At 64.8% G+C, this 25,066-nt stretch carries 26 protein-coding genes and 3 pseudogenes; 15 read left to right on the top strand and 14 right to left on the bottom strand.

The window, feature by feature from the left end:
* Positions 1–8: 8 nt before the first annotated feature.
* Entirely contained in the window at positions 9–842 is an 834-nt protein-coding gene (locus DV733_RS14010) for an HD domain-containing protein (protein ID WP_049992615.1), read from the bottom strand.
* A 93-nt stretch (positions 843–935) separates the two neighbouring features.
* Here DV733_RS14010 and DV733_RS14005 point away from each other — a divergent pair, with 93 nt between their 5' ends.
* The 6 genes and pseudogenes from DV733_RS14005 to DV733_RS17825 form a co-directional block, all read left to right on the top strand.
* The gene (locus DV733_RS14005) at positions 936–1,667 is read left to right on the top strand and encodes a DUF502 domain-containing protein (protein WP_049992614.1); all 732 of its coding nucleotides are present in this window, start codon (positions 936–938) and stop codon (positions 1,665–1,667) included.
* Positions 1,664–2,074, top strand: coding sequence for an archease (locus DV733_RS14000; RefSeq protein WP_049992613.1), 411 nt, complete (start codon positions 1,664–1,666; stop codon positions 2,072–2,074). The genes DV733_RS14005 and DV733_RS14000 overlap by 4 nt, the downstream gene beginning before the upstream one ends.
* Before the next feature lie 68 nt (positions 2,075–2,142).
* Entirely contained in the window at positions 2,143–3,261 is a 1,119-nt protein-coding gene (locus DV733_RS13995; protein ID WP_049992612.1) for a DoxX family protein, read from the top strand.
* Positions 3,262–3,316: 55 nt separating this feature from the next.
* Positions 3,317–3,664 (top strand): annotated as a pseudogene (locus tag DV733_RS17835) (RtcB family protein); the annotation flags it as partial.
* 3 nt (positions 3,665–3,667) lie between these two features.
* A pseudogene (locus DV733_RS17830) lies at positions 3,668–5,023 on the top strand (RtcB family protein); the annotation flags it as partial.
* A gap of 3 nt (positions 5,024–5,026) precedes the next feature.
* Positions 5,027–6,205: pseudogene (locus DV733_RS17825) on the top strand (RtcB family protein); the annotation flags it as partial.
* 43 nt (positions 6,206–6,248) lie between these two features.
* On the opposite strand, the gene nirK reads toward DV733_RS17825, so the two are convergent.
* On the bottom strand, positions 6,249–7,352 hold the full coding sequence (gene nirK, locus DV733_RS13985; protein ID WP_049992610.1) for a copper-containing nitrite reductase: 1,104 nt from the start codon (positions 7,350–7,352) through the stop codon (positions 6,249–6,251).
* A gap of 109 nt (positions 7,353–7,461) precedes the next feature.
* Positions 7,462–8,112 carry a DUF7509 family protein gene (locus tag DV733_RS13980; protein ID WP_049992609.1) on the bottom strand — a complete coding sequence of 217 codons (651 nt, stop codon included), beginning with the start codon at positions 8,110–8,112 and terminating at the stop codon, positions 7,462–7,464.
* Positions 8,113–8,210: 98 nt separating this feature from the next.
* Between DV733_RS13980 and DV733_RS13975 the strand changes: the two genes are divergently transcribed.
* Positions 8,211–8,612 carry an ArsR/SmtB family transcription factor gene (locus DV733_RS13975; RefSeq protein ID WP_049992608.1) on the top strand — a complete coding sequence of 134 codons (402 nt, stop codon included), beginning with the start codon at positions 8,211–8,213 and terminating at the stop codon, positions 8,610–8,612.
* A gap of 91 nt (positions 8,613–8,703) precedes the next feature.
* On the opposite strand, the gene DV733_RS13970 is transcribed toward DV733_RS13975, so the two are convergent.
* The gene (locus DV733_RS13970; protein ID WP_049992607.1) at positions 8,704–9,147 is read right to left on the bottom strand and encodes a type IV pilin; all 444 of its coding nucleotides are present in this window, start codon (positions 9,145–9,147) and stop codon (positions 8,704–8,706) included.
* 192 nt (positions 9,148–9,339) lie between these two features.
* Here DV733_RS13970 and DV733_RS13965 point away from each other — a divergent pair, with 192 nt between their 5' ends.
* Positions 9,340–10,641, top strand: coding sequence for a prolipoprotein diacylglyceryl transferase (locus DV733_RS13965; RefSeq protein ID WP_049992606.1), 1,302 nt, complete (start codon positions 9,340–9,342; stop codon positions 10,639–10,641).
* 9 nt (positions 10,642–10,650) lie between these two features.
* On the opposite strand, the gene DV733_RS13960 is transcribed toward DV733_RS13965, so the two are convergent.
* Complete coding sequence (locus DV733_RS13960) at positions 10,651–11,259, bottom strand: zinc ribbon domain-containing protein (RefSeq protein ID WP_049992605.1); 609 nt, start codon at positions 11,257–11,259, stop codon at positions 10,651–10,653.
* Between the two features lie 77 nt (positions 11,260–11,336).
* Between DV733_RS13960 and DV733_RS13955 the strand changes: the two genes are divergently transcribed.
* Both DV733_RS13955 and DV733_RS13950 read left to right on the top strand, forming a co-directional pair.
* Positions 11,337–13,097, top strand: coding sequence for a MutS-related protein (locus DV733_RS13955; protein ID WP_049992604.1), 1,761 nt, complete (start codon positions 11,337–11,339; stop codon positions 13,095–13,097).
* A 48-nt stretch (positions 13,098–13,145) separates the two neighbouring features.
* Positions 13,146–13,463: a hypothetical protein gene (locus tag DV733_RS13950; protein WP_174876521.1), complete on the top strand. Its 318-nt coding sequence runs from the start codon at positions 13,146–13,148 to the stop codon at positions 13,461–13,463.
* A 399-nt stretch (positions 13,464–13,862) separates the two neighbouring features.
* Here DV733_RS13950 and DV733_RS13945 read toward each other — a convergent pair whose 3' ends face one another.
* From DV733_RS13945 to DV733_RS13940, 3 genes are all read right to left on the bottom strand, one after another.
* Positions 13,863–14,153 (bottom strand): hypothetical protein, encoded by a 291-nt coding sequence (locus tag DV733_RS13945; protein ID WP_136342360.1) that lies wholly within the window; start codon positions 14,151–14,153, stop codon positions 13,863–13,865.
* Between the two features lie 291 nt (positions 14,154–14,444).
* A complete protein-coding gene (locus DV733_RS17165; protein WP_154019507.1) occupies positions 14,445–14,603 on the bottom strand; it encodes a hypothetical protein in 159 nt (52 codons plus the stop codon).
* Positions 14,604–14,723: 120 nt separating this feature from the next.
* Positions 14,724–16,553, bottom strand: coding sequence for a DEAD/DEAH box helicase family protein (locus DV733_RS13940; RefSeq protein ID WP_049992602.1), 1,830 nt, complete (start codon positions 16,551–16,553; stop codon positions 14,724–14,726).
* An 82-nt stretch (positions 16,554–16,635) separates the two neighbouring features.
* Between DV733_RS13940 and DV733_RS13935 the strand changes: the two genes are divergently transcribed.
* The 3 genes from DV733_RS13935 to DV733_RS13925 all read left to right on the top strand — a co-directional run bounded on the left by DV733_RS13935 (position 16,636) and on the right by DV733_RS13925 (position 18,442).
* On the top strand, positions 16,636–16,917 hold the full coding sequence (locus tag DV733_RS13935; protein ID WP_049992601.1) for a DUF357 domain-containing protein: 282 nt from the start codon (positions 16,636–16,638) through the stop codon (positions 16,915–16,917).
* Positions 16,918–17,079: 162 nt separating this feature from the next.
* On the top strand, positions 17,080–18,054 hold the full coding sequence (locus DV733_RS13930; RefSeq protein ID WP_049992600.1) for a transcription initiation factor IIB: 975 nt from the start codon (positions 17,080–17,082) through the stop codon (positions 18,052–18,054).
* Between the two features lie 73 nt (positions 18,055–18,127).
* Positions 18,128–18,442, top strand: a complete 315-nt coding sequence (locus DV733_RS13925) for an FUN14 domain-containing protein (protein WP_049992599.1) — start codon at positions 18,128–18,130, stop codon at positions 18,440–18,442.
* Positions 18,443–18,484: 42 nt separating this feature from the next.
* Here the strand turns inward: DV733_RS13925 and DV733_RS13920 are convergent, their stop codons facing one another.
* The 3 genes from DV733_RS13920 to DV733_RS13910 all read right to left on the bottom strand — a co-directional run bounded on the left by DV733_RS13920 (position 18,485) and on the right by DV733_RS13910 (position 19,926).
* Complete coding sequence (locus tag DV733_RS13920) at positions 18,485–19,210, bottom strand: ribosome assembly factor SBDS (protein WP_049992598.1); 726 nt, start codon at positions 19,208–19,210, stop codon at positions 18,485–18,487.
* A gap of 85 nt (positions 19,211–19,295) precedes the next feature.
* On the bottom strand, positions 19,296–19,604 hold the full coding sequence (locus tag DV733_RS13915; protein ID WP_049992597.1) for a hypothetical protein: 309 nt from the start codon (positions 19,602–19,604) through the stop codon (positions 19,296–19,298).
* 43 nt (positions 19,605–19,647) lie between these two features.
* Positions 19,648–19,926, bottom strand: coding sequence for an ArsR/SmtB family transcription factor (locus DV733_RS13910; RefSeq protein ID WP_049992596.1), 279 nt, complete (start codon positions 19,924–19,926; stop codon positions 19,648–19,650).
* 339 nt (positions 19,927–20,265) lie between these two features.
* Between DV733_RS13910 and DV733_RS13905 the strand changes: the two genes are divergently transcribed.
* Together DV733_RS13905 and DV733_RS13895 are read left to right on the top strand one after the other, a co-directional pair.
* Complete coding sequence (locus tag DV733_RS13905) at positions 20,266–22,374, top strand: DUF4397 domain-containing protein (protein WP_237560461.1); 2,109 nt, start codon at positions 20,266–20,268, stop codon at positions 22,372–22,374.
* 96 nt (positions 22,375–22,470) lie between these two features.
* The gene (locus tag DV733_RS13895; RefSeq protein ID WP_049992595.1) at positions 22,471–23,253 is read left to right on the top strand and encodes a hypothetical protein; all 783 of its coding nucleotides are present in this window, start codon (positions 22,471–22,473) and stop codon (positions 23,251–23,253) included.
* 36 nt (positions 23,254–23,289) lie between these two features.
* Here the strand turns inward: DV733_RS13895 and psmA are convergent, their stop codons facing one another.
* The 3 genes from psmA to DV733_RS13880 form a co-directional block, all read right to left on the bottom strand.
* Positions 23,290–24,069 carry an archaeal proteasome endopeptidase complex subunit alpha gene (gene psmA / locus DV733_RS13890; protein WP_049992594.1) on the bottom strand — a complete coding sequence of 260 codons (780 nt, stop codon included), beginning with the start codon at positions 24,067–24,069 and terminating at the stop codon, positions 23,290–23,292.
* Positions 24,070–24,071: 2 nt separating this feature from the next.
* Positions 24,072–24,551 carry an Rpp14/Pop5 family protein gene (locus DV733_RS13885; RefSeq protein ID WP_049992593.1) on the bottom strand — a complete coding sequence of 160 codons (480 nt, stop codon included), beginning with the start codon at positions 24,549–24,551 and terminating at the stop codon, positions 24,072–24,074.
* Positions 24,552–24,644: 93 nt separating this feature from the next.
* The gene (locus DV733_RS13880; RefSeq protein WP_049992592.1) at positions 24,645–25,052 is read right to left on the bottom strand and encodes a hypothetical protein; all 408 of its coding nucleotides are present in this window, start codon (positions 25,050–25,052) and stop codon (positions 24,645–24,647) included.
* Between the last annotated feature and the right edge of the window lie 14 nt (positions 25,053–25,066).

Below are 25,066 nucleotides of genomic sequence, written 5' to 3'. Positions count from 1 at the left end.
AAATTGTCCTATAGTTCGACCCGCTCGACGATCTGGTCGGCGTCCTCGCGGACGTTGACGGCGACGATCCGAATATCGTCTTCCAGTCCCGAGCCCCTGAGCTTTGCCTTCAGAAGGTTGTCGACCTGGTAGACGCCGGCGGCGTTGGTCATCTCTATCTCGACGCGGACGACCCTGTCCTCGCCCGGCCCGAGTCGGACGTTCCTGATCGCCTGGCTGGAGACGGTGTTGATCCCGCGGCCACCCCGTTCGTAGGGGATGCGCGAGCGACCGCGTTCCATGTCCAGCGCGTCGGCGACCCGGACGACGCCGGCCTCGGTCGTCAGCGGTGTCTCCTCGGTGTGATGACAGAGGATCGCGTGTAGCACTTCTCCCTTGACTCTGACCGCGTCGGCCAGATCGTAGTAGGGGAGTTCCTCGAGGACGCGGTCGAGGACGTCCGCAGCGAGGGGGATCGAGTAGTAGGGATGGTCGTCGCGGTGGACGATGTGGCCGATGTCGTGTAAGGTCGCCGCGAGCGCGACGATGACGGCCTCGTCGGCCTCGTCGAGGCCCTGATCGGCAGCGCCGTTGAACGAGACCGAGCCGCGCTTGAGCAGGTCGTACAGACAGAGCGCGCGGTTACGGACGATGCTGACGTGTTTCGAGCCGTGGTCGTTGTACCGCTTTCGCGTGACGGGGTTGACGTTCTGTGCCTCGAGTAGCGTCTGGATCTCCTCGTCGCTCGCCACCCGCTCGAGGACGTCGTTGACGCGCTCGTCCGGGAAGGAGTGATCTGCGCTCGGATCGTAGACGCGGCCGGCCTGGACGTCGGCGGCGGCTGGGTCGTCAGTATCGCTCATAGACGCCGTTGGTGGGCGAGCGAAAAAACAGTTCGCGCTCAGCGCCGCGAGACAAACGACCATTTTTGTGTCCCCACTGTGACTACCCCGCACATGCAACCCTCAGGCCCGATGCAGCCGGGATCCGGCGGGGATCGATCGATCCGTGGGTTCCTGCGAACCTCGATGATCAGTGGTCTCGCCGTCGCGATTCCGGTCCTCATCACGCTGTTCGTCTTCCGCTTTGCGATGAACTTCATGCTGGATTCGGTCGGCCCGCTTGCCACCCTGCTGCAGGAGCTGGGCATCAGCGATCAGTTCGCCGCCGACCTCGCGGCGTTGGTCTCGCTGCTGTCGCTCATCCTCCTGATCGGGGTCCTCACCGAAACCAGCCGGCTGTCCAATCGGATCGAAGCCACGTTCGACAACGCGATGTCCTCGATTCCGGGCCTGGGCGCAGTATACAGCAGTTTCAACGACATGAGCAAGCTGCTGCTCGACAGCGACGTCCAGAGTTTTCAGGAAGTCAAACTCGTCGAGTACCCCACTCAGGGGTCGTACTGCGTCGCCTTCGTGACTGCAGATACCTCCGAGAACATCCGTGCAGCGACGGGTAACGACGAGATGACGACGCTCTACCTGCCGATGGCGCCCAACCCGGTGATGGGTGGGTTCGTCGTCCACGTCGAAGACGAGCAGGTCTACGACGTCGACATGAGCGTCGAGGAAGGGATGCGCTCGGTCGTCACCAGCGGCGTCGCGATCAACGAGGCCGACGAAGAGCAGATCCCTGGTGAGATCGGGGGCGAAATCGACGTCCCACCCCGCGACACCTCGGAGCTATGAGTTTCACGCTTCGCGAGCACACCGCAGACGTCGCGGTCGAAGCCACAGGGGAGTCGATCGACGACGTCTTCGCGGCCGTCGCAGACGGGCTGGCGGCTGCGATGTGCGAAGACGTGCCAGCCCAGGGCGAGCGCTTCAGGCTCTCGGTGACAGCCGAGTCGTCCGAAGCGCTGTTGTTCGATTATCTGGACGAACTCATCTACCAGCGAGACGTGCGGAACGTCCTCCCGGTCGACAACGACGCGACGGTCACGGAGACGGCCGACGGCTGGGCAGTCGACGCCAGTGCACGGGGAGTCCCGCTTTCGGCAGTCACGGCCCGGGAAGTCAAGGCCGTCACGTACTCCGAGATGGAACTCCACGAGACCGACGCTGGCTGGTGCGCGTACGTCGTCTTCGACGTCTGATCGGGCTGGCGTCCGCCGAGGTGTACCGAACTGTCCGTTTAAGCGGCCCGAGGCCCTATCGACTGACGATGACCGTTCCTCGCGCCTACACCCGGCGGGCGAGCCTGCTCGTCGCGGTACTGACGCTGCTGGCAGTCAGTGTACGGCCAGTAGTGGCACACGTTCGCTACGTCACCGAGAATCCACCGCAAGAGGGGCTCCAGTTCACGATCGAGGTGCTCACGGACCCCGCAAACGCCGTGCTGTTCGGTGGGGTCGGCCTGCTCGCGACCGCCGGCGTCGGGGCGTTCCTGTGGGTCAGACCGACGATCCCGGACTTCGAGGTGCTCCGGTCGGCGCTGGCGGAGTATCTGACGTACGTCCCGTGGATGCTCCGACTCAGCATGGGCCTGCCGCTGGTCGGTGCGGGGTTCATCGGTTACATCTTCAGCCCGTCGGTGATGACGGCTGATCACCTCGGAGCGGCCGCGCAGGCCGAAGTCCGCCTGCTCATGATCGGCCTGGGCTTCTTCCTGCTGTTCGGGCTGGCGACCCGCGTCGTGGCGCTCGTCGGACTGCTCACCTACGTCGCCTCGCTCGCGTTCTTCCCGAGGACGATCCTCGCGCTGGAGTACGTCCCCGGCTTGCTGGCGATCTTCTTGCTTGGGAGCGGGCGACCAAGCGGCGACCACCTCCTCAGCCGCGTCGCCAGCTCACCTGGAACCTACTACAGCCGGATCGACCCGGTCCACGCTCGAGCACGGGAACTTCAGCAGCGACTCGACCCCTACACCGCCTACGTGCCGGTGATTCTGCGCGTGGGCCTGGGCGTGACGTTCGTCCTTCTGGGACTGGGTGAGAAACTGCTCAACCCCGGTCCCGGGCTCGGCGTCGTCGCGAAATACGATCTCACGTCGATCGTGCCCGTCGACCCCGGCGTCTGGGTTGTCGGCGCGGGCCTCGCTGAGATCGCCTTTGGTCTGCTTCTCATCGCGGGCCTCCTGACGCGCGCAACTGCCGCCGGAGCGTTCGTCCTGTTCACGCTGACGTTGTTCGGCCTGCCCGACGACCCCGTACTCGCACACATCACGCTGTTCGGGCTGGCCTCGGCCGTCTTCACGCTCGGTGCTGGCCCACTCTCGCTTGACGCCTGGCTGGGCCGGCAACCGACGAGTCGCCCCGAGGGGACACCGGCCGCAACCGACTGACGGAAGTGACACCCCCGTCCGACAGCTTTTGAGGAAGGCCGCAGAAGCTTCGAGTATGACCACCTACGACGCCGGCGACGTCACGCTCGAAAAGGTGCGTGAATACGTCTGGGAAATTCCCCAAGAGGGGGAAATGAACGTGCCCGCCCGAGTACTGGCGAGCGAAGCCCTGCTGGAGGAGATTAGCGAGGACAAGACCCTCGAACAACTCACGAATACGACTCATCTGCCGGGCATCCAGAAGTACGCCATCTGCATGCCGGACGGCCACCAGGGCTACGGGTTTCCCGTGGGCGGGGTGGCAGGGATAGATGCCGAAGACGGCTGTATCAGCCCCGGAGCGGTAGGATATGACATCAATTGCTTGCCGGGGTCGACCGACGTCCGGCTGTCGTTCGGTCGGAAGATGCCGATCGAATCGGTTCGCGATCGATTCGAGCGAGAGCGGGCGACCGTAGCCGGGGACTCACTCACCAGTTCAGATATTCGACTGTTTACCGAAAGCGGGACCAAGCAGGTCTACGAGGTCCAGACGGCGACCGGCGAGACGATCGAAGCAACCGCGGACCACCCGTTCGCGACACCTGACGGGATGGTCGAACTCGGCGATCTCGAAGCCGGCGACGAAGCGCTGGTCCAGCCCTTCCAGGGAATCGAGCACGACGATCCCGAAGAATTCACCGTCCTCTCGGTCGACGACTTGGAAGACGCGAATCCACAGATCCGCAGCGTCCTCAAAAATCGGGGTCTCTTGCCCCTCAAATCGACCGATGAGGCATTCAATCGCCTGCTCAAACTTGTCGGATTTCATCTCGGTGACGGCTCGCTGGGTGGTGAGGGACAGCTCTGGTTCTACGGGGAGCCGGAAGATCTCGAAGGTATCCGTGAGGACGTGAAAGCGATCGGATTCAAGCCCTCGAAGGTCTACTCGCGCGACCGAGACCACGACATCGAGGGCGAGACCTTCGAGACGACCGAATACAGCTTCAAGACGACATCGAAAGCCCTTCGTCTGACGCTCCAGAAACTCGGGGTCCCGGACGGTCCGAAAGTCGCGGCCGGCTTTTCGACACCATGGTATCTCGACCGACTTGCCGACTGGCAGAAGGCACTCTTCTACAGCGCGTACTTCGGAGCCGAAATGAACGCGCCGGCAGCCCAGCACGACATGAATCTCTACTGTCCCAAGGTTTCACAGACCCGGACCGTCGATACTGCAGGAGACGGGCGGCGATTCCTTGCGGACCTCGCGTCGTTCCTCGGTGATCTCGGTATCGAGACGAACGAGATAGAGTCCTTCGAGACTGACTCGAACCGCGAACACGACACCGTCCGACTTCGACTGGGTGTCAAGAACGACTCGGCGAATCTGATCCGCTTCTTCGAGACGGTCGGGTACCGCTACAACCGACACAAACGTCGGTTGGCCGTCAAAGCGATCCAGTATCTCAAGCTGAAAGAACGAGAGATCGAACGCCGGGAACACATCGCAAACGAGGTGAGAACGCTAGCAGACGGTGGAACACCTGTCGAGACGCTCAAAGAGAAGTACGACATCAACGACCGATTCATCGAGCGCAGTGCCTGGTCCGGTCGGAAAGGGCGTCCGCGTCCCGGCGACGCGTTCCCGACGTTCGATGAGTTCTGCGAGCAGACGACTGTCAGTGACGACATGACCGTCGAATCGACGATCGAACACATCGAACCCGCTGGTGAGAAAGCGGTCTATGACATCGGTGTCGCTCACGACGCTCACAATTTCCTCGCAGACGGGTTTGTCGTCTCGAATTGCGGCGTCCGGATGCTGAAGACGAATTTGACCGACAGCGACGTTAGTGGACGAGAAGAAGAACTCGTCGACGCGCTATTTGACGCGATTCCGTCAGGTCTCGGCGGCGGTGGCATCTTCGAGGGCACCAAGGGCGACATCGACGAGATTCTCGCCGACGGGATGGAGTGGGCGCTGCGGAACGACTACGCCGTCCCCGCGGACCTCGAACACTGCGAGGACGAGGGACGGCGGCCGGACGCCGATCCGAGCGCCGTTTCGCAGAAGGCGAAGAATCGCGGGAAAGTCCAGGTCGGCTCGCTCGGCTCGGGCAATCACTTCCTAGAGGTCCAGCGCGTCACCGACATCTTCCGCGAGGACGTAGCGGGAGAGTTCGGACTCGAAGCGGACCAGATCGTCGTGCTGATCCACTGTGGCTCGCGCGGGCTCGGTCATCAGGTCTGCACGGACTACTTGCGGGAGATCGAGAAGGCCCATCAGGGGCTGCTGAACCAGTTACCGGACAAGGAACTCGCGGCCGCCCCCGCTGGCTCGCACCTCGCCGAGGAATACTACGGAGCGATGTGTGCGGCGATCAACTTCGCGTGGGTCAATCGCCAGCTCATCATGCACCGTACTCGCGAGGTCTTCGCGGACGTCTTCGACCGGGAGTGGGAGGCCATGGAGATGGACCTGCTGTACGACGTCGCGCACAACATCGCCAAGAAAGAAGTCCACGACGTCGACGGCGAGGACAGGGAGCTGTACGTCCACCGCAAGGGCGCGACGCGGGCGTTCCCGGCGGGCCGGCCCGAGTTGCCGCCAGCCTACAGCGACGTCGGCCAGCCGATCATCATCCCGGGGAGCATGGGCGCGGGCAGCTACGTCCTCCGGGGGGGAGAGCGCTCGCTCGAAGAGACCTTCGGCTCGACTGCCCACGGGGCTGGCAGACTGATGTCCCGGACGCAGGCGAAGAACACCTACTGGGGCGAGGACGTGCAGGACGACCTCCGCGAGCAACAGCACATCTACGTCAAAGCCCAGAGCGGCGCCACCGTCGCCGAGGAAGCGCCCGGCGTCTACAAGGACGTCGACGAGGTGGTGAACGTCTCGGACGCGCTCGGCATCGGCGACAAGGTCGCTCGGACGTTCCCCGTCTGCAACATCAAGGGGTGAACTGTTCGCAGACGAGACTGCTCACGAGCCGGCCGTCGACACGTCAGTCGTATAGTGGTCCCTCGTGAGTGCTCCCGTCGAAGTCCGGATCGTAGATGGACTCGTCTTCCTCGCCGGTCGCGTCGATCTCGGCCAGACAGCCCTTTCGAGTGACTCGCGTCAGGGCGTGGTCGACGAGCTTCACGCGGGAGGGGACCTCGAAGTCCAGCGTCCCGACGAAACAGCTGCCCGGCGGGACGGACATCGTCTGGACGAACTCGTCGGGCGTGGTGGTGACCGAGCCGTTGGGCCAGGCCTCGCTCCAGACGTTGCCGATCGGGTGGAAACTCGACGTGAGGTTCGGCCCGCCCGAGACCATGTAGACGCGGGCGGTGTCACCGACATCGACCTCCATCGGGCCGTGGTTGTCTGCGGCGTAGGCGAACTTCTCGCCGTTGAGCAGGACGTAGGTCGGTTCCTCGGCCCGCATCGCCTCGTAGTCGAAGCTGTGGTGACCCGGCGTCCCCGCGTCGTGGCTGGTGTAGAGTTCGTGCTGGCCGAGGTAGAACTCCTGATCGACTTCGGGCAACCCCTCCGGCGGCTCGACGAGGATCATCCCGAACATACCCGTCGAGATGTGGTAGTCCATGTTCGGGACGGCACAGTGGTAGATGAACGCGCCGGGATAGCGCGCCTGGAATCGCATGGCGTTCTCCTCGCCGGGGGCGGCCGTCGTCGCGACTGCACCGCCGCCGGTCCCGTAGACGGCGTGGAAGTCGACGTTGTGCAGCGTGGCGTTCTCGGGCGCGTTCTCCAGGGTGAACTCCACGGTGTCGCCCTGCCGGACGCGGAGCATCGGCCCCGGTACCTGTCCGTCGAAGGTCATGTAGTCGACGGTCACGCCGGGTTCGACCTCGGCGGTGACCTCCTCGACGGTGAGCGTGACTTCGATGGTCTCGCTGTGGTCGCGCTCGATCGGGTCGGGAACGTCGGTCGGGTCGGCGGCGACCGAGTCGACGTCAGGTTCGCTGGCGGGTTCGGGCGTCGACTGGCTGGCCCGAGCGCCTGGAGTCTGGTCGCCGTCGGAGTCGCCGCCACAGCCGGCGAGCGAGGCGAGCGCGCCGAGCCCGACCGCACCGAGCAGCTTGCGGCGTGAGGTGTCGAACATGGTGATCACTTGGGTCCTACACGTGACGCTTGCCGACCGACGTACTTCAACTGAGAATCAGCTTCTCAGGCCCCGATACGACGGCCGAACGTGTTCGGCACGTCCGATATCACTCTGCATCCAGCGTCGAGAGGTCGCCGACTTGCTCGCGTCGGACGACGTCTCTGACGAACAGGCGGACCTGCCGAACGAGATCGGCGCGGTCCTCGTAGTCGTAGACGCGGGCGTCCCAGCGATCGAGGACCGCGGCGATCATCGCGCTCGTGACACCCGCTTCGTGGACGAAGACGACGCGCTCGCGGTGATCGGTCGGGTCGGCCTCGCGCTGGAAGATCGCCTCGAGGACTGCCCCTGTCTCGATCCCAACGCCGAGGTTGTTCCCGACCTTGGGAACGACGTAGACCACAGCGTTGCTCGCCAGCGCGAACTCGATGCTCTGGGTCGCGGCGTCCATCTCCTCCAGTGGGACGTCGACGTCGATCGCCAGAAAGGCATTCACGCCCGGGTCCGTCCGCAACGAATCGCGCACGCCGAGCAAGAGGTCGAGCGTCGCCTCCTGGCCTTCGACCCCCGAATCCGTCCCGACCAGCGCTCCGAAGTCGACCGCCTCGGGGAGTGCCTGAAGGTCGACGACATCCTCTGGTGTGTCGGCTCGTTCCAGCGCTGCCCCGATGTCGAACGCCGAGTAGGGACCCATGAGATACACCAGCAATCGGTCGTGTGCGAGTCCCCCCAGTTCCTCGATGATCCGATCGCGCATATCTGGCGTCGCTCACGCCATACATATATAAATAGCGGCCGTTTCAGCGAATATTGAGTCAGCGAACATTTACAGTGGCGCATTTTATATATTCACGTATGGCTGAGAGTGGTGACCGATCGCGGCGACAACCCAGCGACGGGCGGGAGGGGTTCCTACCCGAGGCGAGCCTGCTGGAGCTGTCAGAGTATCTGGCGATGCAGCGGGCGATCGGCAACGAGACGCGGTTTCGCGTCCTCGCGACGCTGGTCGAGGCGGGCGCGATGACGCCGACAGAACTGGAGGAGCGACTGGACGTCGCGGGCAACACGCTGCACTACCACCTGGACGAACTGGTCGACGTCGGGTTGGTCGAGAACCGCAAGCGCAGCGAGCCCGACCGCGAGGGACTGTATTCGTACTACCGGGCGACGAGCCTGGGGGAGGGGATTCTCACTCACGGCGTCCGGGAACTGATCGAGGAGGAGTGGGACGCGCTGGACGCGTATAGCAGCGATTGAGAGCGTCGACTGAGACTCAGTCGTCGTCGGCGATCCCGACCGCCGGGGCGTGACAGGGCGCGGGAAGACGTTCGCCCGTGGCGTTAAATGCCTATCCACGAGTCCCGTTCCACTGGGCGAGGACGGTAGTCTCGGCAGAGACGTTGGCGTAGAGGACCACGATGCGATCGTTCTCTCCGACGGTTTCACCGTAGGCACCTGCGTCACCGAGACGGATCGCATCTCCCGATTCGACCATCGAAGAGTCGTCCATTCCTCTGTCGATCTCGGCCCAGGTCACCTCTCGTTGGGGGCCCTGGATGAGGAGATCACCGGCACGGATCCCCTCGCCTCCGTCGTGCGAGACCTGCAACGCAGAGAGTTCCTCGAAGTACTGAAACGAGATCGTAGTGTCAGGCCCGTCCGTGTCGGCTTCGAAAAAGAGGACGTTCGCCCCGATAGCGAAGACGATCACGAACGCGATAGCGACGAGTGTGATCACGCTCGCCATCTCTGAGACTGCCTGTTCGTCTCCGGACAACGAGCCAGCGGCCATCGATCGATCGTTCGTGAGCGAACACCTTAAGCCGACCGGCCACTGCACTGGAGCGCTCGTTTCGCACCCAACCGATACTGATATTAGGCAGGCGATCGGTGGATCTGTACGTACGCAACGGGGGATTGGGGTGAGAGAGATATCAGCCATCGATCGACGAACAGCACACACGACGCCAGGGGAAACTCGCTGGTGGGCGACTTACGGCGTCGAGAGTCGAAGGAGGGCGAGAGCGTGATCGGGACGTTCACTCCGGACGAACCGCTCTCGCGGGATCGGGAGCGTGGAGCCGAAGCTATCGAGCGCCTCGAAGAGAGGGGTCGACCGCCGACCGCGCGCGTCTTCGCAGCCGGCTCGGTTCTCCGTGAGTCACCGCTCTCGTTAGAAGCAGTCCTGGTTGGATACGCTCGACAGACGAACGGGCTCGACGTGAGAGTCGGTCCGTCTGTCCGCGAGGATCTCGGGCAGTTGTGCGAGGCCGCGAACGAACAGGGATACGCCGTCGACGTCTCGCGGGTGCTCGAACGGACGACGCCGTCGACGACCGCCGAAGCGCTGGCCGCTGCCAGACGTCAGCTCGACGCACCGCCGAACCGTCGGTCGGATCGGCTCGCAGCGTTCGTCCAGGACGCCAGGACGGCCGGGATCGACATCTCGATGGACGACTTCGAGGGGATGCCCGGGATAGACGACGGCAGTCCGCAGTGTCGATCCGGGAGTCATCACGCACTCGTCGACGGCAGCGATCAGGCGTACGTCGAACCGCCGGTCGCCGACCGCCCCACCGAGGTCACGACAGTCGCGGCCGCCAACGGCGTCTATGCCGGGGATGGAGGGGGTGACTCTGGTCAGATCGCGGTCGACGGCGGCGAACAAAAGCCGCCCGCGGACGACACTGGAGACGCAGAGGGTCGGCCGGATCACGAAGAGACGACCGGTGCGGACTCCGAAGAGACGGCCTGTGAGGCCGCTCCAAACACAACGACGGCGACAGCGGGTCGTACAGGTCGATCGACAGAAGACCGAAGGGAGGCGGAGTCGGACCACGAGAGAGACGGGGCAGTGATTCCGACGTACGAGGCCCCAGAATCAGGATCCCAGAACGGGCGACAGTCGGCGCACGCGACAGCCGCCAGTGATACGGAAGGCCCCTCTTCCGAGACCGCGTCGAGCGACGCGACCGCCGAGGAAACGTCGGGTTTCGTCTGGCCGGCGGCGGACGACGACGTCGATCCAGACGTGTCACCGACTGTTCGAATCGGCGAGCACACGGACGAGAAGCGGCGAGAAGGACCGGCGGCGCTGGTCACCGAGGATCGGGCGGGGGAATCTGTGAGGGAGATTCACGAAGCAATAGCGCTCGCCAATCGTGAGGAGGCCCCGCCCGTGCGGATCATCGGTCCAGACAGGACCGACGGCGGGCCGCCGGATCCGCGGACGCTCACGGCCAGCCTCTCGGCGACCGGGACGTCGGTCACTGACGCGCTGGACTAGTCGGAACGGTTACTGGTCGGTCCGCTGGGTCCACGCCTCCCGCCGGGAGACGGCATGACGATAGACCACGGCCCCGAGCCCGACTACGACCAGCCCGATCAGGAGAAACGCTGTCTGGGCGGCCACGACGTTCGATCCGAGCGTGCCGATCTCGCTGGCGTCGGTGCCGAGCAGCGCGCGACCGCCCACGATCAGGAGCGGCGTCACCGACAACGTGAGTCCGACCAGCAGGAGACCGAGGGCGACGATCGCGGTGGGGACTCTCCACCTGGAGAGCAGATACCCGGGGACGAGCCAACCGACGAGGAACGCGAAGACGGACACCAACAGGGGGACTGGCCAAACGGATTCGACGACGAACATCACGAGCGGCCCCATCGGGACGGTGATAGACAGTCCGACGAGCAAGCGGACCCACCTTGGTGTCGAAAGTGCGCCGTGTGGGGTGGCCTCTGGGCCCTCGATGCCAGCGTCTGCGAGCATCGCGTCGATCGCGTCCTCTGAGAGTCCACCTTCGCCGTCGAGGAAGTCGAGTCCGCAGGACGGACACCGGCCCTCGTGGCCCGAGATCGGCTCGCCACACTGCGGGCAGGACGCGTCGATTCCGTCGTCGGACATGTACACGGGTTCGAACCCGACGGTCTTGAGCCTGCGGGAGAAGAAACCTCTAAACGCTACGGGTCCGACGACCTGCTATGCGACTGGAGGACTACTGGGGAATCGGGCCGAAGACCCGGGAGCTACTCACGACGGAACTGGGCGTCGAGGCTGCCATCCAGGCCATCGAGAGCGGCGATATCAGGACGCTGACCGACGCCGGACTCAGTCGCGGCCGCGCGACGCGGATCCTCCGGCGCGTCGAGGGTGGTCCCGCGATGGACGTCCTCGCGACGCGTGACACCCGCGAGGTCTACAAGGACCTGCTGGACGTCATCGGCCGGTACGCGCTGACCGACCACGCTGCAGATCGGATTCGCCTCCTGACCCCACTGGCGGACCGCGACGACATCCGCGAGCGCCTCGACGACGTCGTCGAGGCCCGGAACACGTGGCGGGGGCTCGACGAGTCGACCCGCGAGACCGTTCGAGAGGCCTTCGAGCGCTACGACGACGTCGGCGGTGGCGAGCGCTCGGCCGTCGACGTCGCGCGCACACTCGGTGCGGCCGGCGTCGACTCGGGCGTGTTCGAACCGCTGGCCGCACTCGACCCGTCGGATCTGGAGGCTGCCGCCGACGCGCTTGGGGCACTGGAACCTGACGGCAGCGTCGCCGCGGGCGCGGACGAAGAACTGGATCGCCTGCGCGAGCAACTCGGAGCCGCCGAGGATCTGGCAGCCAGCTCCGAGGGCGTCGTCGAGGCTGTCCGCGAGGAGATCCGGACGCCCGACGCCTTCGAGGAAGGTGTTGTAGAGCACGTCGTGAGCGAGACAGGCGTCGACGTCGGACGCGTCCGCGAGGCCATGCCGAACGAGGCCACCGACGCCCGGGATTTCGTGGGTGCAACGTTGCGCTCGCTGACAGACGGCCTGCGGACGGCCGTCGACGAGCGGGCCGAAAGCGTGGCGAGCGACGCCAGCGAGACCATCGAAGCGTCCCGGGAGACCATCGACGCCGCGGTCGAGGCCGTCGACGACATCGCGCTGTTGCTCTCACTCGCGCGCTTCGCGCTCGAATTCGACCTCGTCCGGCCGCAGTTCAGTGACGACAGTGACGTCCTCGCCGTCCAGGCCGCCCGGAACGTCGTTCTCGAAGCCGCCGACGAGACAGTCCAGCCAGTGACCTACGCGATCGGCGAACACACGATCGACTTCCCGAAGGCCGACGCTCCGCCAAGCGGCGACCGCGTTGCGGTCCTGACTGGCGCGAACAGCGGCGGGAAGACGACCCTCCTCGAAACACTGGCTCAGATCCAGCTCCTCGCCCAGATGGGGCTGCCCGTGCCGGCCGAGCAGGCCGAGATCGGCTTCGTCGACGCGATCGTCTTCCACCGACGGCACGCCAGTTTCAACGCCGGCGTTCTGGAGTCGACACTGAAAAACGTCGTCCCACCACTTTCGGAGAGCGGGCATACACTGATGCTCGTCGACGAGTTCGAGGCGATCACCGAACCCGGGAGCGCCGCCGACCTCCTCCACGGCCTGGTCACCCTCACCGTCGACCGGGAGGCGCTGGGCGTGTTCGTCACCCACCTCGCGGACGACCTCGAACCACTGCCCGAGACGGCCCGCGTCGACGGGATTTTCGCGGAAGGACTGACCCCAGACCTGGAACTCGAAGTCGACTACCAGCCAAGATTTGGAACCGTCGGGCGCTCGACGCCCGAATTCATCATCTCGCGGCTGGTCGCCAACGCCGACGACCACGAGGAGCGCGCCGGCTTCGACACGCTGGCGCGAGCCATCGGCCAGGCGGCCGTCCAGCGGACGCTGTCGGACGCGCGGTGGTCCCCGGAATGATCCCTGTTCGGGCGTGCATTCACGTCGCTGGAGTTCGTAGTGTCGATGATGTTCCGCAAGTGTCGCAGACTCGGCTACGCGTGGCTCGTACTCAACGGGGTCTTCTACGTTCTCGCACCCCGGCTGGCACTCAAACTCACCGCAAAGCTGTGGCTACTGGGCTTCGAGAACGTCGAGGAACTCGAACCCAAGAACTGGTACGCGACGAGCACCCGGGCGGCAGGCGTCGGGATGGTCGCCGCCGGAATCGCCGGATTGCTGCTCGAACGCGAGCCGGCGGTCGCTGACGAGGAGGATACCGAAGACGAACCGACCGAAGAGATGGAGGACGAAGACGACGAGGTCACGGTCGAAACGACCGACTAACACACTCCAAAGCGTCGTCACTGTCGAATAGAACAGCCGAAAAACGACGGTCGAGACCATGCCATGGTGGGTACTGTAGCGATTTACCGCTCTGACCGCACGTCTTCGTGCGGTCGATACGGAACAGACCTACAGTACCCACCATCAGAGACCGTCTTTTCAGGAGTGCTCGGGAGAGTATCCGTCATCGCAGGCCGCCACTCATCGATAGCGTCGCGAGCGGCGGTAGTTTCGATCCATGCGACTGCGTTCGTACTCCTGTTTCAGGAGGTTGGCTCGGAGGGCCAGTGATCGCAACATGTCTATCAGCGGGGGCGGTTGCCCCGAGACTCCGTGCGGGAATCGAACCCACGCGCCAGCGGGGCTGGCGTGGACCACCCGGAGCGGTCATACCCTCGATCACGCGTCGGTCTCGACGCGGCCGACGTTCATGACGCCGAAGCCGTCGGCCAGCGTCTCGCGCACAGTCCGGTCCTCGACCGCGGGAACGGCCAGCTGGACGCCGACGACGGCCGTGACCTGGATGTCGGTCGCGCGCGGCTGGACCTCGGTCACGTCGTAGACGTCGAGTCCGTCGACGTTCTCGACATCGCCCAGGACGTTCTCGACGCCGCTGGTCAGATCCCCGCTCGCGTCGAGAGGGACCCAGAGGGTGACTGTCGCCGTCACGGTCGTGGTTCTGGCTTGCACTGCCATAGGCCGGCGGCCGGAATCGAACCGACCGGACGCGACCACGCGCCGGGTGCTGCTGCTGTCCGGGAGGGATGTCTCTGGAGGGCCACGCGAAGACTGCCAGCGGGAGCCGTCGAGACCGGGCGGTGACAGCGTCGTCGATGCTGTCCTTCAAAGACGGTCTCGTCGAGGCTGGCTGAGCGGCTTCGACGGAGTAGTGACGACAGAGAAGGGCGTGCCCACGCGGGTCACGTCCAGTCTGCCGCCCTCGGGCGCTCGATGGCGAGCACCGTGCCCCCGTCGGGAGCGTTACGCGGCGAGACTGGGCTTGTACCGGGTGGGCCAGGAGACCTGCCCGAATCCACCGTCAGTCCCGCCGCGGACCGCCGGGGTCGAAATCGACCCCCCGATCACGGCCTGGCCATTGCTGGGCGCAATAGCCGGCGACGGGATGTGGAGTTCGGACATTGGGATCACCTGATCGCTTCACTCTGTGCTGTGACGGGTAACATATTAATTCTTTTGCACGAATGAAACGCGTTCACACGGTGGACGATAGCATGCAGAAGGGGCTTCGAGCGGCCCGAATCAGGTCGAATCTGGCTCGACACTCTCGGCCGAGGACTCGGTCACACGGACGCCCTTCTCAGCGAGGTGACGCATTCGCTGGCGGGCGAAGTCCTCCTCTCGGGAGCCGCGTGTGGCGAGGACGTACATCGTGGCCTGGCCCTCCGGCCGCATCGTCCGACCGGCGCGCTGGGAACTCTGGCGGCGCGAACCGCCCAGACCGGAGGCGACGATGGCGACTTCGGCACTCGGAAGGTCGATCCCCTCGTCACCGACTCGCGAGACGATCAGCGTGTCGCGTAGCCCCGAGCGGAACGATTCGAACAGCTCCGAGCGACGGGCGTGGCGCGTCTCGCCGCTGACGAACGGCACGTCGAGGGCTGCCGAAAGCTCCCGGCCCTGATCGAGGTAGTCGACGAACACCAGGGCTTGCTCGCCCTCGTGGGCGCGGAGGAGGTGGCGGACTTCCTCGACCTTGGCGGGGTTGCTGGCGGCAAGCTGGCGGCGTTCGTGACCGTGGGAACTGACGTACTCGTTGCGGGCAGTCTCATCGGCCCAGGGGACGTAGCGGATCTCGACGCTGGGCTCGGCGACGAACCCGGCGTCGAACAGCGCGTCCCAGTCGGTGCCGATCGGCGGGCCCACGAGTGTAAAGATTTCTTCCTCGCGGTCGTCCTCCCGGAGGGGTGTCGCGCTGAGGCCGAGGCGGTGACGGCTCTGGAGATCCGCAGTCCGTCTGAACACGTCGCTTGGCACGTGATGCACCTCGTCGAAGACGATCAGGCCCCACTTGCGGTCGTCGAAGACGTGCCGGTGGCGGTCCATCCCGGCGGTCTGGTAGGTCGCGATGGTCACGGGGCGGATCTCCTTCGTCCCGCCGTGGTACTCCCCGATCTGGTCGTCGGTGAGCGTCGTGTGGGAGAGCAGTTCGTCGCGCCACTGGCTCGCCAGTTCGCGGCCCGGAACCAGGATGAGGGTCTCGCCCTCGATCCGCGAGAGGATCCCCATGGCGGCGACGGTCTTGCCGCTGCCCGGCGGCCCGACGAGCACGCCCGAGTTGCCTTCGAGGAACGACTGGACCCACTCGTGCTGGTAAGGACGGAGATCGAGATCCAGGTCGACGGGCAGGGGTTCGCCCGTGTCGAGGTCACGCTGGTCGACGACTGGGTAGCCCGCCTCGTAGAGGATTCGTTTGACCTCGGCGATCGACTCCTCGGCGACCCAGCTCTCGGTGTCCGAGATGGCCGCCCGGAGGTGGTCTTCGTCGAGCTTCTGGCGGGCGACGTTTCCCATCAGGTCCTCGCTCGCGGCTTCGAGGACGACGTAGCCGTCCTCGTGCGTACGGAGGACGAACTGGTGGGCCCGCTCCCACTGACTCTCGATCCAGTCTTCCAGATCGGGCAGACGTTCGGGCAGGACATCTCTCACTGTGGCCAGCAGTTCTTCGACGCCGTCGTAGGGGGCCTGCCAGATATCGGCCTGCGTAATCTCGTAAAGGTAGCCCTCCGATCCCGTGGTGTCCACGAGCCGCGCGAACTGCGAGAGCTGTGCGCGGGTGAACTGGTGGGGCTTGTCGACGACGAGCTGTCGCCGTTCAGGAAAGACGATCACGCGCTCGCGGTCGGTCATCCGGGACCACTCGCTGGGGTAGTAGACGACGGGATCGGTCGAGACGTCCTGGCGCTCGACGGTTCCGGCGTCGACAAGCGAGTCGAGCGCGTCGGTGGCCTCGCTCTGTGGCACGTCCAGCTGCTGGGCGAATCGCGAGGCCGTCACGACGGGCTGGCCCAGCGCTTCGAGGGCGTCGTAGAAGGTATCGATCGTCGCGTCTGCAGGAGCGTCGTCGGTCACTACCACTCCTAGTCGAGTGGCCTACAAACGGCTTGCGGGACGGAGTCCGAACCTTGAGGCCGGTTCGCTGCGAGGGGCCTGTATGGCAGACATCGCCGAGAAGACCGACCGCTACGAACGACTGCTCAGTGAAGCACTGGACGAAGCGAGCGTCGCCCCGCCAGAAGATACGCCGCTCGCGGACGGTGCGGAAGAGTGCCTGGAAATGGCCGAGTCCTACCTCGAAGACGGCCGTCACTTCCGCGACGAGGACGATCTGGTGAACGCCTTGGCCGCGTTCTCCTACGGCCACGCATGGCTCGATGCCGGCGCACGGATCGGCCTGTTCTCGGTCCCGACCGATGGACACCTTTTTACTGTGTGATCCACTCACACGGAAGTCTATGTACACAGAAAAACACAATGTATATACGGTATTCCTGTTTAGTATATAAATGTCTGCGAAATCTTTAAATACTTGTCGCACTAACTATAGGGTAAGAGGACGCTGGCAGACGAGTGACGAGTCGTCCTCGATTCCCCCATCATGAGCGAGACAACGATTCGAACCACAGACGCCGAAACGGAACGACTGAACGCCCGAACGGACGAAGCCGAGAGCGAACGCTGCCCCGAGTGCAGCGGAGCGCTCGTGACCGATAGCGAGCGCGGTGAGACGGTGTGTACCGACTGTGGGCTGGTCGTCGAGGAAGACGAGATCGACCACGGACCCGAGTGGCGCGCGTTCGACGCCCGGGAGAAAGACAAGAAGAGCCGCGTCGGGGCGCCGACGACGACGATGATGCACGACAAGGGCCTGTCGACGAACATCGGCTGGCAGAACAAGGACGCCTACGGCCGGAGTCTCAACGCCAGCCAGCGAAAGAAGATGCAGCGTCTGCGCACCTGGAACGAGCGCTTCCGCACGCAGAACTCCAAAGAGCGCAACCTCAAGCAGGCTCTCGGCGAGATCGACCGCATGGCGAGTGCGCTCGGCCTCCCCGAGAGCGTCCGCGAGACCGCGAGCGTCATCTATCGTCGCGCGCTGAAAGACGACCTCCTCCCGGGTCGGTCGATCGAGGGTGTCGCGACCGCCGCGCTGTACGCCGCGGCCCGACAGGCCAACTACCCGCGCAGCCTCGACGAGATGGAACGCGTCTCGCGAGTCGACCGGATGGAACTCACCCGGACGTATCGCTACATCATCCGCGAACTCGGCCTGGAAGTCGCGCCCGCCGACCCCGAGAGCTTCGTCCCGCGGTTCACCTCCGACCTCGGCCTCTCCGACGAGGTCGAACGCACGGCCCGCCGGCTGATCGACGCCGCCCGCGCTGACGGCCTGCTCAGCGGCAAGAGCCCCGTGGGAATCGCTGCGGCAGCCATCTACGCCGCGGCGCTGCTCAGTAACGAGCGCGTCACCCAGAGCGAGGTCAGCGAGGTCGCAGACATCTCGGAAGTGACGATTCGCAACCGCTACAAGGAACTGCTGGAGGCCGACGGCGTCCAGAACATGTCCGCCTGATCGGGGAATCGGAAGACTCGTCCGTCATTTTTCGGGCACAAGAGTAATGTAGCCCGACGGTGAGTTGGCGCATATGGCAGAGTTCAATTTCACACAACTAGGCCTGGAAGTCGGTGGCTCCGGTGCGATCGGATTTTTGATAGGATTTGCTGCAAAGAAGGTCGCGAAAGTGATCGCGATCATCATCGGCCTGGAGCTCGTCCTGTTCAAGTTCCTCGAATCGCGAGACATCATCTGGGTCGACTGGAACAAACTGACGAACGGGATCGTCAAAGCGGGCAAAGAAGGCAGAGAGCAAGGTCAGGACTGGATCATGACGTTCGTCTCGACGGCCGGTGTCGGCGCTGGCTTCGTGGGCGGCTTCTTCCTCGGCTTCAAGAAAGCCTGATTCTGCGACGCCGGCCGATCGGCGTCTGTCGTTGCGTCTCGATCAACGTCTGTTGATGTCGTCTTCGTCCTGGATGATCCGCGTCTCCGCGTTGCCGCTGGAGACCTCGTTCGCGAGGTCGTAGAAGTCGTTCTGCAACCCGGCGGGGAACTGGACGACGCCGACCCACGAGCCGTCGTTTTGCCACTCTTCGCGTTTGAGATCGCCGAATTCCCTGATCTTGGCTTGCCCGCTGCCGGCGTAATCCGGCGGCAACTGGACGGCGATAGTCACCTCGTCGAAGCGAATCGGGATCACTGGTCGCAGGGCTTCGAGCGCTTCGTCGACCTGATTCTCGACTGGCTCCATCGGATCGACCCGGAAGTCTGTCTCTTCGAGAGCGGATTCGATCCGGTCGGGCGGATGGGGCGCGTCGTCCATCTGGGGGTTGACCGCGTTGCGCGTGATGCGCTGGATCAACTGCTTGCGCTTCTGTTCTTGCATCTCGCGACGCTGCTCGGCAGTGATCTGAATCTCCCCGCGTTTGATGACCTCGGGGATGATCTCCATCGGGTCGGTCGTGCCGAAGACCTCTTCGAGGGCGTTCTCGGGCGGTCGATCGCCACGCGAAGCGTTCTCGAAGACGTCCTCGGCAGCGATGACGTCTTCTAGGTCGCCGTCGAACTCGCCGCGTTTGATCGCCAGCGCCGCGTCGGGGTCGACGAGGACCTCGAAACGCTCGCCATGAGATTCGAGCCGGGCCGTGACGGCTTCGTCAAGCGATATCATATATCGGCCCTACTTGGGGGCGGGTAAAAGGTGTTTCCGAACGACTGGGTCCGAGGAGACGCGAGAGACAACCGGGAGGAGCGCGTCACTGCCAGGTGATGTAGAGGAGGGTCGCAATCCCGAACGTTTCCAGGATCTGAAGGACCATCATGACCTCGACGGCCAGTGGGACCGATAGGAGCGCGGGTGTGGCCGTCGGCGCACTCATGTAGTACCACAGTGCGACGACGTTCTCCGCCAGCAGGAACCCGGCGAAGACGATCGATCCGAGGGTGAACGTCGAGCGGATCTCACGGTAGAGCCGCCCCCAGATGACGATCAACGTCGTCAGGAGGACGATGTTCAGTGCCGCCGCGACACGTGCAGCGTCCAGTAGTGTCTCGAGATACGTCATGGTCGTCCTCCCTGTACCGCTCGGGCTCGGGGTCGTCGGTCAGTCATTGTTCCACCTGAGAGATGATATCCTCGACTGTGTCCCAGTGCTGTCGAGCTCGCTCGCTCGGTAAGTAGACGGCACCGTAACTCTCGTCGGCGCTCGTGACGATATCGTTGTCCTCCAGAACATCGAGATGATGCCGAACGGTGTTGTACGCGAGATCGAGGTCTTCGGCGAGGCGGTTCGCGTTGCGGGGGCGTGCGTCCAGGGCGCGGATGATGCGTGCCCTGTTCGGTCCGCCGCGCGTCCCTGCGAGCGTCTGCCAGAGCACCGCCTCCATACGCGCTTCGATTCTGGGGGAGCCTAAAATAAACCATCGGTCGGAAGTCCGGACCAGCGGCTCCGCGAACCGGTCGGGGGGCGGAGTCGAGTAGACTGCGACCGGGAGCGACCACGTTCGTCGCTCTGTGAGACGGCGCCGTCAGTCTGGACGATCCCATTGCTCTGTCCTATCCGAACAGACAGTATAGGGGTTTTGGTGGATTAGACTAAAATCTCCCTCGAAAGTCAGACGGGGGATACGGGACTTCTACCAATCATTTTCGTGGATTTCACGACGAATTTGAGTCTAACTCTCGAAAATTGTTAATGTCCTATCATACGCCAGTGTCGGATGCACATGACGGACCGACTCACGACACGACGGAACTTGCTCGTTGGCATGGGAGCGGCGTCGACCATCGCCCTCGCGGGCTGTAGCGGAGGCGGGAATGGCGACGATGACACGACGACCGAACCTGGAATGGAAACCACGGAACCCGGGATGACCACGACCGAGCCCGGAATGACGCCGACGCCGGAGCCGGCCCAGAGCCGACTCCGCGTGGCACACATGTCGCCGAACGCGCCCAACGTCGACGTCTACGTCGACGGAAACGCGGTGCTCGAAAACGTCGCCTTCGGCGCCGTGAGTGGGTATCTCTCGGTGTCTGCCGGCGATCACGACGTCGAGATCACGCCCGCAGGCTCGCCCGATACTGCTGTGTTCTCGGGAACAGTGACCCTGGCGGCGGACACCGATTACACCGTCGCAGCGATCGGAGAGATCGGAGACATGGCCGACCAGGCATTCGAGCCGCTGATCGTCGAGGACGACAACAGCGCCCCGGACGACGGCACGGCCCGACTCCAGGCCGTCCACGCCTCGCCGGACGCGCCCGCGGTCGACATCACGGCCGCCGGCGGTGACGTCGTCCTGTTCGACGGCGTCGAGTACGGCCAGTCCGGCGCCGTCGAGGTCGACGCGGGTACCTACACGGTCCAGATCCGCGGCGACACCGACAGCAACGACGGCGACGTCGTGGCGGAGTTCGAGGTCACCCTCGAAGACGGGATGGTCTACACGGCCTTCGCGGCGGGCTATCTGACGCCCGACGACGAACCCGGCGACGAGCCGTTCAATCTCCTCGTCGCGACGATGGATGGTCGCGGCCCAGCGCCTGACCCCGAACCCCAGGAGGGCCGCGTCCGAGTGGCACACATGTCGCCCAACGCGCCTAACGTCGATATCTACGTCGACGGCAACGCAGTCCTCGAAGACGTGCCCTTCGGCGCCGTGAGCGGCTATCTCTCGCTGCCGGCCGGTGATCACGAGGTCGCGATCACCGCCGCCGGTGATCCCGACACCGAAGTGTTCTCCGGGACGGTCACGGTCGACGGCGACACGGACTACACCATCGCCGCAACCGGCGAGATCGGAGACATGGCTGACCAGGCATTCGAGCCACTGATCGTCGAGGACGACAACTCCGACCTCGACGACGAGACTGCCCGGCTGCAGGCGTTCCACGTCTCCCCCGACGCGCCCGCGGTGGATATCACGGCCGCCGGCGGTGACGTCGTCCTGTTCGACGGCGTCGAGTACGGCCAGTCCGGCGCCGTCGAGGTCGACGCCGGCACGTACACGGTCGAGATCCGCGGCGACACCGACGGCAACGACGGCGACGTCGTGGCGAGCTACGAGGTCACCCTCGACGGCGGGACGGTCTACTCCGCGTTCGCGGCGGGCTACCTGACGCCCGACGACGAACCCGGCGACGAACCGTTCAACCTCCTCCTCTCGACCGTCGAGGGTCGCGGCGCGGCTCCGGAACCCACGGGTGAGGGTCGCGTCCGGGTCGCACACATGTCGCCGAACGCACCCAACGTCGACGTCTATCTCGACGGGTCGGCCGTCCTCGAGGACGTCCCATTCGGTGCAGTCAGTGACTATCTGACCGTCTCGGCGACCGAGCACGACGTCGAGATCACGGCCGCTGGCGACCCCGACACCTCGGTGTTCTCCGGGCCGGTCACGGTCGCGGCCGACACCGACTACACCATCGCGGCGATCGGCGAGATCGGCGAGCAGGCTGACCAGCCGTTCGAGCCGCTCGTGCTCGAAGACGACAACTCCGAGGTCGGCTCCAATCAGTCTCGTCTCCGGGTCGTCCACGCCTCGCCGGACGCCCCCGCCGTCGACGTGACGGCCGCGGGCGGCGACGTCGTGCTGTTCGACGGCGTCCCCTACGGCGGGTCGGGCTACGCCGAGGTCGAAGCCAACGACTACACCGTCCAGATCCGCGGCGACACCGACAGCAACGACGGCGACGTCGTCGCGGACTTCGACGTGAGCCTCAACGGCGGGACGGTCTACACGGCTTTCGCCGCGGGCTACCTCACGCCGGACGACGAACCCGCAGACGAGTCCTTCGACCTGCTCGTCGCCCAGGACGCCAGCCACAACTGAGCGACGCCGGGTTCGTTCGTCCGTTTCCGTCGCCGGCACGCGACCGTCGGTGTCGTGTGATAGTTTTATGCGAGCCACCGATGTACTGTATATCGAATGTCCACCTTCGAGCTGGACCTGCCCGAAGAGACCGCACGGGGTCTCGCGGTCGAGGCCGATCTCCTCGGGTTCGACTCGCGCCGGGAGTACCTCCAGTGGATCGTCAGCCAGCGCTTTTCGATCAAGACTGACGACGAGTACACCGACCTTCTGTCTGCCTACGCCGACCGAGCCGAGGACATGGATCTGCGCAACGTCGAGACGCCGCCGATCGAACCGTCGGTCGAGCCCGACCCCGACGCCGAGGGCGTCCCGGAGCCGATGCAGTCGAACCTCGCGCCGAACGTCGCCCGGATCGAAGACGACAAGCTCGGGGCCAGCGCCGACGCCCTCTCGAACGTCGAGGCCAACCGGCTGGACGAGTTCGCCCGCCGTGCGGTCGCCCAGACCCGTGAACGCCTCGGCGACGGCGTCGGTTCGGGGATCGACTACAGCTCGCAGAACGCCATCGGCGAGGATCGCCGCGTCGGCGAAGACATCGCTGATCTGGACCAGATCGAGGTCCCAGGCTACGAGGAGGAACTGGTCGCCCGTCGTCGACAGGCCGTCGGTGTCGCGCTCGCGCTGTTACGTGATCTGGAGACGGCCAAACGCAACGACTTCGTCGACGCCCTCTACGAGGACTTTCCGGCGGGATACGACTCCGAGAGTTCGTGGTGGGAGTGTATCAAACAGGGGCTCGAACAGGTCGACCGCGTCAAGCCGGCGCGCGACGGCAGTCACATCTGGGAGTTCCGCTCGACGCCCGGTCGCGTGAAACGGATCTCCTACGAAGGGTGAGGCGGCGAAAAGACGGCGAAAACGTGATCGACGTCGCTACTCTTCGTCGGCGTCGGACTCGTCCTCGTCGTCTGCGTCGTCCTCGCTCGCGAGGATATCGTTGGCTTCGAGGTGTTCTTCTTTCTCCTCGTCGGAGAGTTCGTGGAACCGCTCGTCGTCGACGGAGATGGTCGCGACGCCGATTCCTTCCGGCGAAAGCTGATCGTCGTTGACCGACGCCAGCGCCGCCAGCGCGAGACCGACGCCCTCGTCGAGGGTCATCTCCTCGTCGTAGTGTTCTTCGAGATACTCCCGGATGTCGCCGCGGTCGGCGCCCACCGCGAGAGCCTTCCATTCGTAGGGCGTTCCCGACGGGTCAGTCTCGTAGAGACGCGGCTCGCCGTCGGCGATGCCGGCGATGATCAGCGCGACGCCGAACGGGCGCGCGCCCCCGACCTGGGTGTACTGCTGGATGTGATCGGTGACCGATTTCGTCAGCGTCTCGACGCCGATCGGCTCGTCGTAGCGGACCTGATTGATCTGGGCCTGCCGACGGGCGAAGTCGATCAACTGTCGGGCGTCGGCGACGTGGCCGGCGCTGGCGATGCCGATATGGTCGTCGGCCTTGTGGATCTTCTCGACGGAGGAGCGCTCCATCAGCGGCGATCGGATGCGCTTGTCGACCGCCAGCACGACGCCGTCTTTCGTTCGAACGCCGATGCTCGCTGTCCCGCGTTTGACCGCCTCGCGGGCGTACTCGACCTGATAGAGGCGCCCATCGGGAGAGAAGATGGTGATTCCCCGATCGTACGCCTGCTGTTGTTGGCTTCCCTGCATAGTTACTCGGTATCGAGTAGCGTCGCCCCGGTGAACGCGTCGTCATCGCGGTAGTCGACGCGGCCGTCACGGACGACAGCCGGTCGCTCGGCGTCTCCGATCGCGACGTGTCTCTGCCCCGTTCGTTCCGGCCCCCCACCCATATACTTTTCTTCACAGGCCCGGACCGTGCCGCTCGTCCCGCGAACTCGCAGACCGACCGCCTCGCCGTCGACGTCCGCGAGACAGGCCAATACGGCTCGCGCACGGTCGCTCTCACCGCGCCTGACACGGACGATCGCTTCGGCGCCCCCGTCCCAGCTTTCGAAACGGATCACGGTCAGATCGATCGCGGCGCTGCCGACATCGCCCAGGAGGTTCTGGGCCGCGAACCAGACGTGACGCTGGAAGGCGTTCCGATCGAAGTCGGCTTCGGGCCAGTTCTCCAGTGACACCGCGAGATAGCGCCAGCGCGGGCGGAGATGCTTTGGGAGGTGTTTCACGGTCGTCCCCCATCGCGGCCCGGCCGTATCCTGCGAGCGGCAAAGTCACTCATAGGCGCCGATACGGACGGCCGAATGAAGAACGGACCGATATCAATGAATCGTCCCGACCCAGATCCCGCTCGTCTCCTCGTCGACCTCCACTGATCGCGGTGGGCGTCGACTCAACAGCAACACGAAGAACACGAGGTTCGCGCCCGCCGCGACGGCCCAGAGCGTGCTCCCAGTCACACCGAAGCGCAGAGCGAAAAAGACCGCTGCCGCCGGGAAGACGACCGTTCCGGCAGTCCGGGCCCAGAGACTCCCGAAGACGAGCATCGTCCCGACGATCGCCGCCGCCGCACCGATCGCCACGCCCGCGATCGAGGCGTACGCGGCGGTATCGGCGGCCTCCATCGCCTCGACCAACCCCACTGTCGAGTGTCCAACCACCGTTGCCCCGACGATCGCCGCAAACGCGCCGACAACTCGCTTGGTCAGTGAGACTCCTGTCCCCACCATGCCCGACTATTATA

It is taken from the genome of Halapricum salinum (assembly GCF_004799665.1).
GTDB classification, from domain to species: domain Archaea; phylum Halobacteriota; class Halobacteria; order Halobacteriales; family Haloarculaceae; genus Halapricum; species Halapricum salinum.
The sequence above is the reverse complement of the archived record's forward strand: the minus strand, read 5'-3'. Positions and strand labels throughout refer to the sequence as shown.